Source organism: Cecembia sp. (genome assembly GCF_007126775.1).
Taxonomy (GTDB): Bacteria; Bacteroidota; Bacteroidia; order Cytophagales; family Cyclobacteriaceae; genus Cecembia.
In genome coordinates this window covers 1-11,559 of sequence record NZ_SLAP01000224.1, presented here as the reverse complement: position 1 = coordinate 11,559, position 11,559 = coordinate 1, and the positions used below count along the sequence as shown (strand labels likewise).

General features: G+C 40.0%; 10 protein-coding genes and 1 pseudogene. 5 read left to right on the top strand and 6 right to left on the bottom strand.

Translation table 11 applies throughout. From position 1 onward, the window contains the following. Positions 1 to 209: 209 nt before the first annotated feature. The gene (locus QZT73_RS14875) at positions 210 to 425 is read right to left on the bottom strand and encodes a sugar kinase (protein ID WP_291788981.1); all 216 of its coding nucleotides are present in this window, start codon (positions 423 to 425) and stop codon (positions 210 to 212) included. A gap of 1,098 nt (positions 426 to 1,523) precedes the next feature. Here QZT73_RS14875 and QZT73_RS14870 point away from each other — a divergent pair. Further along, a complete protein-coding gene (locus QZT73_RS14870; protein ID WP_291788979.1) occupies positions 1,524 to 1,724 on the top strand; it encodes a hypothetical protein in 201 nt (66 codons plus the stop codon). Further along, positions 1,724 to 2,698, top strand: coding sequence for a hypothetical protein (locus QZT73_RS14865; protein WP_291788976.1), 975 nt, complete (start codon positions 1,724 to 1,726; stop codon positions 2,696 to 2,698). Before QZT73_RS14870 ends, QZT73_RS14865 begins: the two co-directional genes overlap by 1 nt. A 263-nt stretch (positions 2,699 to 2,961) precedes the next feature. On the opposite strand, the gene QZT73_RS14860 is transcribed toward QZT73_RS14865, so the two are convergent. The 3 genes from QZT73_RS14860 to QZT73_RS14850 all read right to left on the bottom strand — a co-directional run bounded on the left by QZT73_RS14860 (position 2,962) and on the right by QZT73_RS14850 (position 8,043). Continuing rightward, positions 2,962 to 4,287, bottom strand: coding sequence for an FGGY family carbohydrate kinase (locus QZT73_RS14860; RefSeq protein ID WP_291782004.1), 1,326 nt, complete (start codon positions 4,285 to 4,287; stop codon positions 2,962 to 2,964). A gap of 1 nt (position 4,288) precedes the next feature. Then, a complete protein-coding gene (locus QZT73_RS14855) occupies positions 4,289 to 5,566 on the bottom strand; it encodes a sugar isomerase (RefSeq protein WP_291782001.1) in 1,278 nt (425 codons plus the stop codon). 368 nt (positions 5,567 to 5,934) lie between these two features. Further along, complete coding sequence (locus QZT73_RS14850) at positions 5,935 to 8,043, bottom strand: bifunctional aldolase/short-chain dehydrogenase (RefSeq protein WP_291788974.1); 2,109 nt, start codon at positions 8,041 to 8,043, stop codon at positions 5,935 to 5,937. Between the two features lie 155 nt (positions 8,044 to 8,198). On the opposite strand from QZT73_RS14850, the gene QZT73_RS14845 reads away from it, so the two are divergent. The 3 genes from QZT73_RS14845 (at position 8,199) to QZT73_RS14835 (ending at position 9,780) form a co-directional block, all read left to right on the top strand. Next, the gene (locus QZT73_RS14845) at positions 8,199 to 9,230 is read left to right on the top strand and encodes a GntR family transcriptional regulator (protein WP_291788970.1); all 1,032 of its coding nucleotides are present in this window, start codon (positions 8,199 to 8,201) and stop codon (positions 9,228 to 9,230) included. Positions 9,231 to 9,308: 78 nt separating this feature from the next. Further along, positions 9,309 to 9,569: a BrnT family toxin gene (locus QZT73_RS14840; protein WP_363331100.1), complete on the top strand. Its 261-nt coding sequence runs from the start codon at positions 9,309 to 9,311 to the stop codon at positions 9,567 to 9,569. Continuing rightward, the gene (locus tag QZT73_RS14835; protein ID WP_211299966.1) at positions 9,541 to 9,780 is read left to right on the top strand and encodes a CopG family antitoxin; all 240 of its coding nucleotides are present in this window, start codon (positions 9,541 to 9,543) and stop codon (positions 9,778 to 9,780) included. The genes QZT73_RS14840 and QZT73_RS14835 overlap by 29 nt, the downstream gene beginning before the upstream one ends. Positions 9,781 to 9,974: 194 nt before the next feature. Here QZT73_RS14835 and QZT73_RS14830 read toward each other — a convergent pair whose 3' ends face one another. Both QZT73_RS14830 and QZT73_RS14825 read right to left on the bottom strand, forming a co-directional pair. Beyond that, positions 9,975 to 11,135: a Gfo/Idh/MocA family oxidoreductase gene (locus tag QZT73_RS14830; protein ID WP_291781985.1), complete on the bottom strand. Its 1,161-nt coding sequence runs from the start codon at positions 11,133 to 11,135 to the stop codon at positions 9,975 to 9,977. 103 nt (positions 11,136 to 11,238) lie between these two features. Beyond that, positions 11,239 to 11,559, bottom strand: a pseudogene (locus QZT73_RS14825) (sugar phosphate isomerase/epimerase); the annotation flags it as partial.

Here is an 11,559-nt window from a genome sequence, read left to right as displayed (position 1 = left end):
TTTTATTTCATTGTTAGATTACATCTTTATCAAAACTACTTTACTTATCTGAAAATTGTTCCAACAAGATAAGATGATTCCGTCTTTCAAGATAATAATATCCCAATCAGTATTCTGGCTAAATATTTCTATTTATTTCAACCATATTTCTACTTTATTTCAGCCATATCCAAATATCTAATATCCATCAGTATATATTGATATCAAGCTCAGTCATTCACCAACATCCCTGCCCCCTGTCCCGTCCCCAGAGCAAAATCCGTGGTTTCAATACTGATTCCGGGCAGTTTATCCTTGAGTATCTCCACAAAAATGGGATTAGCAGTGAAACCTCCGTAGATATAGTTTTCCTTTGGGTAGTGAAATTTAGGTTTCAAGGAAGGAGGCAAGGAAAAATACCTCCTAAGCTTAGTTTTCTGATCCATCAGGATAACTGCTAATTTGAAAATAGGGAAGAAATCCTTTTGGATACGGCATCTTTTACCCTGAAATATAAAAATAGAAATTTTAATTTTCAGGGTAAATAATTAATTTTACTTCATGATTAAACGAATGATAACTGAGGAGTTGCTCGGGCTTATTTCATTTTTCCCGGCAGTAGGACTCCTAGGCCCTCGGCAGGTGGGAAAAACCACCTTATCATTACCCCTGCATCTTCCGATTACCTTGCTGATGGCCAAATTCGTGTTTGCAACCTCAAGATTTTTTTAGCAAAGTACTTGCCGATTATAGAAACTTGAAAGGGCCTTTTATATTTTAGTCTGCCTCTCAAAATTTACCATTTCGAGTACAGATCACAGAAATTTTTAATTCATTCTTTTACCAAATAAAATTAGTATTTGAAATCCTATTTATCTGAGTCCGATACCGAACCGCAGGAAAAGCAAGCTTTATTTTCTATCCAGTTAAAATTTCACTTCAATTTTTTTCAAAAACTATGAAAAAAGTTTTAATTCCGGAAAATCAACTAATACTTATTAATTAGTTTTTTTATAGGGGGGGGTAACCTGAGGTTTTAGAATATTGTTTGGTTTTTTATGTGTTGGAAGAATCCAATTTTTTAAATTTCACATAATCAATGATTTAACAGGTTTTAATTCAGATTTAAAAGTTTAATATTGAACATCTTTCAACTAAAAAATATTAATTATGAAAAAATTAGTAAGGATTTTCTTTATTGTTCTTTGTGCCTGTTGCATATTTTCTCTCTCCAGTGCTCAAGAGGTGGTAATCACCTGCCCCTCAGGTGATACATATAAATGTTATACGACAGAAAGTGGTGTGACCGCGTATAAAGGTGAAGGTGATGCAAAAGTTCGAATTGTAAAATAATTTAATTATGAAAAAAATTGTTGTGTTATTCTTATTTATGATATCATTGGTGAGTTTTTCAAAAATTAATAGTCAAACTGTAAATTATTCTTGTCCTACCGGTGATGAATTTAGATGTGTTTATATAAGCGATGTCTTGGATATTTGGAAAGGTCCTGGTGATTCTACTCATAAAATAAATACTAAATAAGATGATTAAGAAAATCAGAATAGGTGTTTTACTTTCAATAGCAATATTGTCTTTTTTAATCACATCAAAGTCAAGATCTGAACAAGTAATTACTTGTCCATCAGGTGATACCTATGTTTGCGTAAAGATTGTTGCTGACGGAACAGTACTTGGCACAACATACAGAGGTGAAGGTGGTGTAAAAGGTGAAAAAAAGTATTGATGAATCTGAATTTAAAGATAAGAGGAGGGTTACTAAGTTTAGTAATCCTCTTCGTTATTGGTTGCTCTAATAGAACTGAAGAAAAAAGAATGTTTGGTGAAATTCTTTTGATGGACAGCGTTTTAATTGAACGTCCCTTAAAAAGGTTTGAGTCTTATGGAGAGTACTTTTATAGCTATGACTATTTGAACAAAAGTCTTATAAAACTTGATAAAGAACTGCATCCACTAGCTTCATTGGGCAAATGGGGTGAAGGGCCCAAGGAGAATTTTATGGTTCGTAATTATCATATTCTGGATGAAAACAAACTTTCGATTTTCGATACAGAAAAACATACTTTTAAAATCCAGGACTTTGAGGATTCTGTGTATTTTTATAAAAAGTTTTCAGTGCCTGTCGAGAGGGGAGTACAAATGGATGATACTTCATTGATTTTAGTGGCAACTGAAAGGGGTATAAAGTTGTCATATTTTTTACATTCCTTAAAAGAAGATAGTTATAATGTAATTGAAAAGATCAATGATTTATTTAATGAAGAAAACTCAGCATTGATTTATGAAGGAAAGATTTTGGAGAATAATGGATTTTTGATACATACTTCGTATTTCTCTGACCTTTGGTTTACCTATGATCCTGAGCATAACATACTTGAAAAAGGTAGCTACATTTATGACTTTGAAAAGCCAAAAGTGTTAAATATAGGAGGTGGAGCAATGCTGGATAATGCTCCTTTATTAATTGCTGACGCGTTTATCTTTCAAGACAGATTGGCAATTGTTTCCAATGTATCAGATCGAAATAATTCAGATAATAGAGTTTTGGATATATACGATATTGAATCAAAAGCGTATTTAAAGTCTTTTATTTTACCTAACCTTAATCAAACCAAAGCTTCAGAGGGATTTTCATTCTCAGAAAACAAAATTGGTTTACTCTATGAGGACAAAATATATTTATTTGAATTGAAGCAATAAAAATATTTTGAAATGTATTCTTAAAAGTTAGAGTAAAACATTCACAAATAAAGCCCGCTATTACAAACTTTTAAATCCATATAAGATATCTAGGAATTTTAACTCTATTTTGTATGTGAAGCAGTAAAAGCGAGGTCTTTTTGATCTAAGTTTGGTAATGGCCATTCGGTGCTTAACGGCAAGAGTAACATTTCTTCCCTATTACAACTTAAGGTTTATCAATTTTCAATAACAATATACATCAGTATATATTGATATCAATCTCAACCATTCACCACCATCCCTGCCCCCAACGCCGTCCCCAAAGCAAAGTCCGTAGTTTCAATTGCTATACCTGGTAGTTTATCCCTTAGCATCTCCACAAAAATGGGATTGGCATTGAAGCCTCCATCGATATATAGTTTTTTGACTGGAGTGCTGCCATTCAGGACCAAAGAGAGGGAAGCCACCTGCAATTCTGTGAGTTCATGGATAAAGCTGTAATAGGCATCTTCAAAATCTGCAAAACCTTTCCAGTCGGTTTCATTGGCTTGTGAAATTCCAAAGACCTCAGGCTTCAGATATTCAAACCTGAACCGTTTGTGGGTTTTCGATCTGGCTTTATCGTACCCCTCCTTTTCAAAGCACAGTGCTTTGTAATAGCCTTTTTCCAATTGGAAATGGGTATAGAGCTTTTCGATCTGTACTTTGTGTTCCTCCCCTATAAACAGACGGCTGATTTTGATGGGCCGGCCTTCCTTGCTCAAAAAATGGAGACAGTCTTTACGAAGCTCGTTCAATGTTAATTGGGCATCATTAAAAGGATTGATGCTGATGGCCCATGTACCTGTGGACAATAGGGCAAATGGTTCGGTATTGCTGGTCAAATAAGGCAATAGAGCGGAGGAAGAATCATGTACTCCCACGCCTACACTCATGCTGTGCCTGTCAAAGGTCTTGGCAAAACTGGTCGTAGTATCCACCACCACTGGTAATATTTTGTCGATCCCTTCTGCTTTGACCCAATGGTGATAATCTCCTTTGGCAAAATCCCATAAGCCTGTATGACAGCCTATGCTGGTATATTCTGAAACAGCTTTTCCCGTAAAAAGAAATGAAAGGTACTGGGGAAGGTGAAGGCTCCGGTGGATTTTCTTAAAGATTTCCGGTTTGGTGTATTTTAGCCAATAAAGCTGTAGGCCGGAATTCAACATGCCCAAGGCAGGAGAGGAAGTTTCCTGGCTGAATTTTTCAACTGGGCCGTATTTTGCATAAAACTGCGCTAAAATGTCATCAGGATACTTTTTTAGGTAATTGTACAGGGGCGCGACCGGATTTCCCAATTGGTCAATATGTACAAATGAAGCCCCATAGGTGGTGAAATTGAGTTTGACGACCAAAAATTGAGGCAGAGCTAAAGCTTCCTTTAAGGTTTGTTTGACCCATTGGGTAAGTGCCTGAATGGATTCACAATCTTCTCCATCCTCATCCTCTATGTATTCCAGCCTATGATACACCTTATAGACTTCCTTCAAGTCCTTGTCAAAGAGAAAGAACTTCTTATTGGTCTTTCCTATGTCAAATATGGCGGTTACTTTGATGGGTTCCATGTTACAATCCGCTGGCTTTACTGTCTTTGCCTCTTTCTTTGATCAGCGTTTCCCTGACTTTGAGTTCCCGATAGCTATGGATAGCGGAAATGGCCCCACCACTTTGTCGGATGGCTTCCCTGACCAATGGCCTCAAATCAGTCCTAAAAGCATCCTGAAGTATTTCCTGGGCCAAGGTCACATCATGGGAAGCTTGTACAGCATGAAGGGCATTTTGATCCACGATCAAAGCTTGGGCATAAGCCAGTTTGATGGCTTCTATGGATTGCAACAAGTCCTCCAAAGGATCTTTCAGGTTGTGACTGGCATCAATCATCCATGCCGGCGCAGGATTGGAAGTTTCTTCGAAACCGGCTACCAGTTCATTGAAAATCAGGAAGAGTTGGTAAGGTTTGATGCTGCCCACGGTCAGGTCATCATCCCCGTATTTGGAGTCGTTAAAATGAAATCCGCCTAATTTGCCTTCAGTCATTAGAGTAGCCACTATCTGCTCAATATTGGTATTGGGCAGGTGATGGCCCAGATCCACTAAAGTATAAGCCTTTTCTCCCAGTTTATTGGCCAACAAAAAGGAGGTACCCCAATCCTGGATCACTGTGCTATAAAAATAAGGTTCATAAGGTTTGTACTCCACCAGCATTTTCCAATCTGAAGGGAGTTCTTTGTAAATTTCCTGTAAAGACTCATAGGTGCTTTGCAGGGCTTTACGGAAACTGTGTTGGCCGGGAAAAGAGGATCCATCCGCCAACCAAACCGTCAGGGCCTTTGAACCCAGTTTTTCACCGATCCGGATTACTTCTTTGTTGTGCTCAATAGCGAGTGCTCGAATATTCTGGTCATAATTGGCCAGGGAACCGAATTTATAGGATAAACTTTGGTCTGCCTGATCCTGAAAGGTATTGGAATTGACTGCATCAAAACCGATTTCCACTTCTGCAGCTGTTTGAAGAATAGCATCATAGTCCTGAGGAATGTCCCAGGGAATATGCAGGGAAACTGAATTGCTGGATCTATTCAGCGCATGAAGGATACCGATATCCTGTATTTTTTGGATCAGGGTAGCGGGTTCTCCACCTCCTGAGAAACGTCCAAAGCGGGTACCTCCGGTGCCCAAAGCCCATGAAGGGATGGCGATCTGGAAGTATTGCAGTTTTTTTATCAATTGCTCTACATCAAGGCCTTTTTTCTCGAGATTTTCAGCAAGGAAGTTGAATTCCCTGGCATGGGAAACTTCTCTTGGTTTATTGGTGGATTGGATATGGTCGGTGGTTATTCTCATATTTTCTCGCAATGGCGCAAAGCGCGCAAGGAATATTTTTTTAGCCACAAAGGCACGAAGGCACAAAGTGGGAGTTGTTTTGATTTGAAATTAGGGAATAATTTGGAAGATAGCTTTTCCTTGTCATTTCGGGATTTTAAAATTGAGGAAATGTATAGAAAAGAGAATGACATCTGTTGCTGCGTCATTCTGAACGTAGTGAAGAATCTCCCATAGTTTAGGAGATCCTTCACCTCCGCAAGCTCCGGTTCAGGATGACGTATCCCAACTGTCATTCCCTTTCTTTAAATGCTAAATTTTAAAACCTCAGAATGACGATGGATAACAGGTGTCACCGTTTCATCTTAGCGCCTTTCCGTGAAATTCACTTACCGCACAAATGCCGCAGCCACCCCCCCGTCCACATTCAATATATTCCCGGTGGACTTGGGCAATAGACCTCCGACAAAGGCAAACACCCCATTGGCCAGATCCTTGGTGCTGATGATTTCATTCATCAAGGTTCGCTTGGCGTAGTAAGCCGGCAATTCCTCCACGGTTACGCCATATGCTTTTGCCCGGCCTTCTGCCCATTTACCTTCCCATATTTTAGAACCTTCAATGACCGCATCAGGGTTGACCACATTGACCCGGATTTTGTCGGGACCGAGTTCGGCAGCCAGTAACCTGGACATGTGAATCTGGGCAGCTTTGGCTGTGCCATAGCCCACATTGTTTGGTCCGGAAACCAATGCGTTTTTAGAAGCAATATTGATGATGTCACCACCCAATCCTTGGGCTCTCATAACGGCCACTCCTGCTTGGGAAACTTTGAACTGACCTTTGACCAGGACATCATTGAGCAAATCCCAGTCGGCCTCTGTTGTGTCTGCCAAAGATTTGCTGATGGCCAATCCGGCGCAGTTGACAATGATGTCAACTCCGCCGAAGGCCAGACAGGCTTCCTTATAGGCTTGAGCAATGGTATCATTATCCAGCACATCGAGTTTGACGGCGATGGCGGCATCTTTTCCAAAATCTTTTCTGGCATTGGTCAGGCGATCCTCGTCTATATCAGAAATAACTACGCAGGCCCCTTCAGCCGCGAATTTATCCGCGATGGCCTTACCAATTCCTCCGGCACTTCCGGTGATCAGAGCCACTTTTCTGGAAAGTGCTTTTTCTTTGGGCATACGTTGGAGTTTGGCTTCTTCGAGCAACCAATACTCAATATCAAAAGCTTCCTGAAGCGGTAAAGAGACATATTCAGAAACCGCCTCTGCTCCCCGCATCACGTTGATGGCGTTGATATAAAATTCAGATGCTACACGAGAGGTCTGCTTGTCTTTAGCATAGGAAAACATTCCCACTCCCGGCCAAAGGATAATCACCGGGTTCGGGTCACGTATAGCAGGGCTGTTGGAGCGCTTGTGGTTTTCGTAATAGCCTTTGTATCCTTCCCTGTATTGGGCAAAAAGCTTTTCTATATGACCTTTCAAAGCAGTCAGGTCAGACAGATTCTGATCAGCAGGGATATCCAATACCAACGGGGCAATTTTCGTCCTTAGAAAGTGGTCGGGGCAAGAGGTACCCAATGGAGCCAGTTTGTCCAAGTCATGGGAGTTGATAAACTGAAGCACAGTCTCAGAATCATTGAAAGTGCCCACCATGCGGTTATAGCTGGAAGCCAAGCCACGCAATAAGGGAGCGATTGTGGCTGCCTGATCTTTCCTTTGAGCGGGCTCCAGTGCTTTCACTTTCTCTCCTCCAAAAACTGGTCTCTTTTTACCGTAATTGGCTTCGAGGTAAGCGGAAGCTTTCTCGATCACCTCCAAACTATTGATATAACATTCGTAGGAAGTCTCTCCCCAGGTGAACAGGCCATGTCCGCCCAGCATGATGCCACGGATACCCGGATTGGCCTCCAATGCATCTCTCAATTGCAATCCCAGATCAAAGCCTGGTCTTTGCCAAGGCACCCAGGCAATCTGTCCTTCAAAAAGTTCTTGCGTGATTTTCTCTCCATCTTTGGATGCCGCGATGGCAATGGCTGCATCGGGATGCAGGTGATCGATATGTTTGAAGGGTAAAAAGGCATGTAAAGGCGTATCAATAGAAGGGGCCTTGGAGTCCAGGTCGTAGATGCAGTGGTTGAAAAGTCCTACCATCTCATCTTCATGCTCAATCCCCCGGTAAATCCCTTCAAGCGAGCGCAACTTGTCCACATAAAGCCCGGCTAAACCGGCTTTTGTGAGGGTTCCTATATCTCCGCCTGAACCTTTTACCCACATGACTTCCACCTCTTTTCCGGTCAGGGGGTCTTTTTCTATAGTTTTGCAGGAAGTATTTCCTCCTCCGTAATTGGTGATTCTTAAGTCAGCGCCCAAAATATTGGATCGGTATATCAATAAAGCAACTTCGTCATTGCCCAAGGCCGCGGCTTTTTCATCGTCCCATAGATAGGACACGTGGTTAAAGGTTTCTTGTGTATTTTTCATGAATTGTATAGGGAATCAAATTTCAAGTTTCAATCAAATATACCTTTCTCATTAAGATCTCCTATCCTGTACTATACTGATTTGCTCTTCACAACATTCCATTTGTTTAAAAAGTATTTTGTGCCAATCTTAGCCTTTCCCAAACCCAGAAAAATATGCAGCTTGACTTAGACATTGATGAAAGCTCAAGTATTCCAAAATACATCCAAATTGTAAAGGCAATCAAAGGAATGATTGTCAGTGGGGTGTTGAATTATGGGGATAAGATTCCCTCTATCAATAACCTGAGTGCAGATTATTATTTATCCAGAGACACGGTAGAAAAGGCTTATACCATTCTCAAAAAACAGGGTATTATAGAATCTGTACGGGGAAAAGGCTATTACATCTGCCATCATTCCAATTTATCAAAATACAAAATCCTCTTACTTTTCAATAAATTGAGTGCTTATAAAAAGGAGATTTTCAATTCATTCCTGATAGCCCTGGAAGACCGAGCGGATATTTTTTTCCATATCCATCATTGTGAGTATGATTTATTGAAAAAAATTCTGGAACAAAGGAAAGAGGAGTATGATTTTTTTGTTATCATGCCTCATTTTAAAAAAGATTGTGAGTCCAAAGCCATCGATCTGATTAATGCCTTACCTAAAGAAAAGTTGATTCTATTGGACAATAATCTTGATGAAATTTGGGGTTGTTTTGGCAGTGTTTTTCAGGATTTCAAGCAGGATATTTATAATGCGTTGAAACAACTCCATTCCAAATTGTTGAAGTATCAAAAATTGATTTTGGTATTTCCTTTTCATTCTAATTATCCCTATCCTGAAAATATTCTCTTGGGATTTAAAAAGTATGCTGTGGAGGCAGGTTTGGAGTATAAAATCATTTCAGAAGTAGATGCGTCCCTTACCATTCAGGATAAAGAAGCCTATATTATTATCGAAGAAAATGACCTGGTTAACCTCATCAAGATTGCCCGGCGTAGCAAAGGATTGAAAATCGGAAAAAACATCGGGGTCTTGTCCTACAATGAAACACCTCTCAAAGAAGTATTGGAAAAAGGGATTACCGTGATCAGTACGGATTTTGCAAAAATGGGCAAACTGACCGCTGAAATGATTTTGACGAGGCAGGGCAAGCAAATCAAAAATGATTTTAAGGTAATTGAAAGGGAGTCTTTGTAGCATTTACTAGAAAATTATAACAGATAATTGTTTAAAAATTAAACACTTTTTAATTAATTTCAGTATACTTTATGAAATATTTTTGAATTTGATATCCAAAAAAGCAAAGCCAACAAAATTAAGCATGGGATAGACTTTGTTGAGGCAAAAAGTCTATGGAAAGATCCAAACAGAACGATAATTGAGGCAAAAACGGTAGATGAGAAGCGTTACTTATTGATTGCTAAACTAGAAGTTGCTATTTGGACTGCGGTCTTTACTTACCGAAATGATTTAATAAGAATAATATCAGTTAGAAAATCTAGAGAAAATGAAAAAGCGATCTATTACAGCAGCTGAATTTGATGAGAAATTTGAAAAAGGAGAAGATATAACTTCGTACCTTAAACTCGATAAAGTTATCAAGCCTGGGCTAAAAGCAAGGAGAGTAAGTGTTGATTTTCCTGAATGGATGGTCGATGACTTAGATCGAGAAGCACAAAAATTAGGGATAACGCGTCAAAGCCTTATCAAAGTTTTTATCTCAGAAAAACTAAAAGAAGTTCAATAAATAATATTGGTGCTTTTCAATTTTAAACCTGCCATGTTTTCAGTTTCCAATCCAATTAGCATGGAAATTGGAATGCTGAAACTTGGCAGGTTTCTTTTAATATTTCGTCGAGGACATTTTTCTACTATATTTCCACATTATTTCAATGTCCTTATCTCAACTTTTCATTTAAACATTTTTTACTGTAGGCTAAATTATCCTTTCCAGGTAACCTCAGTGTCTTTCCAACTTTTTGACGCTGCGGAATCCAGCACTGCCTGACAGACTTTTTGTGTCTCAAAAGCATCCTGAAAGGTTGGCGCGCAAGGTTCACCTGTTTGCAGGCTCAAGAAAAAGTCCGCAGCCTGATGGATAAAGGAATGCTCATAACCAATGGAAGTTCCGGGAATCCACCACCTGTTCATGTAAGGTTGTTCCCCTTCCGTTATATGGACTCTTCTCCAACCCCTTACTTGTGATTCATCTTTATGATCGAATATTTCCAGCCAGTTCATGTCATGAAGGTCCCAACGGATAGAGGCATGTTCTCCATTTATCTCAAAGGTATATAAAGCCTTATGCCCCCGTGCATACCTTGTGGCTTCGAAAAGACCCAAAGAACCATTGTCAAAATGACAATGAAATAAACAGGCGTCATCTATACCTACCTTTTGTACTTTGCCACTGCCTTGATGAACCCTTTCTTTAATGAAAGTTTCCGTCATGGCAGAAACATCCTTGATACCTCCGTTTAACCACATGGCAGTATCAATGCAATGGGCCAACAAATCACCCGTTACCCCAGAACCTGCTGCATCCACATCCAATCTCCAAAGGGCATCTCCACCTTGTGGAAGCTCGGGATTGATGGTCCAATCCTGCAGGAAATTGGCCCTGTAATGGAAAATCTTACCCAGTTTTCCTGAATCCACCAATTGTTTGGCTAAAGTCACTGCAGGTACCCTGCGGTAGTTGTACCAAACGGTGTTTTTCACCCCTGCTTGTTCCACGGCTTTGACCATGGCCTCGCCTTCTTCCAAAGTTCTGGAAAGGGGTTTTTCACAAAGTATCATCTTTCCTGCTTTTGCCGCTGCAATGGCAATTTCCGCGTGGGTATCATTTGGAGTACAGATATCCACTGCATCAATATCTTCTCTGGCGATGAGCTCCTTCCAATCTGTTTCATAAGAAGCATAGCCCCATTGTTCAGCAAAGGCTTTGACTTTGTCCTCTCTCCGGGCACAGGCTGCCTGTAGCACAGGCATGTATTCAAATTCGGAAAAGAAGTCCGGGATTCTTTTATAAGCATTGGTATGGATCCTGCCCATTAGTCCTGTACCTATCAATCCTATTCGTATTTGTTTTTTATTGCTCATTTTTTTAGATTTTAGATGTGAGACATAAGATTTGAGACCAAAAAAGTGTTTTCCTTTAGTCTCTCATCTTGCTTCTTGTTTCTTGTTTCTTGTTTCTATAATCTTAACTATGCCATCCGTGTGCATCTCTGACCTTTATCAAGGCTGCGAGGATGTCATTCCAGGTTTGTTGTTTCTCCATAACGGCATTAGGAAACATGCAGCCATCCCAACAAATGTGTTGCATGGCTTTGGTGAGATTGCCATTTTCGTCCCTCAACCAATACCCGGCATCATGAGTGATGTCCAGCAAGCCATTGGGATCTGTGGCCTGACAATGGCGGCCTGTTTTATCATGGGATCCAGAACCGAAAACAGAACCATCATTTTGGGCGACATGAAAATCTATGGTCCATGGACGGAGCGCATCAGTAACTGTTTTTAA

What these genes read in the sequence shown, in the direction of transcription:
- QZT73_RS14850 (WP_291788974.1), bottom strand. Translation starts at nt 8,043, where the DNA reads ATGAAAAATACACAAGAAACCTTTAACCACGTGTCCTATCTATGGGAC.
- QZT73_RS14865 (WP_291788976.1), top strand. Translation starts at nt 1,724, where the DNA reads ATGAATCTGAATTTAAAGATAAGAGGAGGGTTACTAAGTTTAGTAATC.
- QZT73_RS14855 (WP_291782001.1), bottom strand. Translation starts at nt 5,566, where the DNA reads ATGAGAATAACCACCGACCATATCCAATCCACCAATAAACCAAGAGAA.
- QZT73_RS14830 (WP_291781985.1), bottom strand. Translation starts at nt 11,135, where the DNA reads ATGAGCAATAAAAAACAAATACGAATAGGATTGATAGGTACAGGACTA.
- QZT73_RS14870 (WP_291788979.1), top strand. Translation starts at nt 1,524, where the DNA reads ATGATTAAGAAAATCAGAATAGGTGTTTTACTTTCAATAGCAATATTG.
- QZT73_RS14860 (WP_291782004.1), bottom strand. Translation starts at nt 4,287, where the DNA reads ATGGAACCCATCAAAGTAACCGCCATATTTGACATAGGAAAGACCAAT.
- QZT73_RS14875 (WP_291788981.1), bottom strand. Translation starts at nt 425, where the DNA reads ATGGATCAGAAAACTAAGCTTAGGAGGTATTTTTCCTTGCCTCCTTCC.
- QZT73_RS14845 (WP_291788970.1), top strand. Translation starts at nt 8,199, where the DNA reads ATGCAGCTTGACTTAGACATTGATGAAAGCTCAAGTATTCCAAAATAC.
- QZT73_RS14835 (WP_211299966.1), top strand. Translation starts at nt 9,541, where the DNA reads ATGAAAAAGCGATCTATTACAGCAGCTGAATTTGATGAGAAATTTGAA.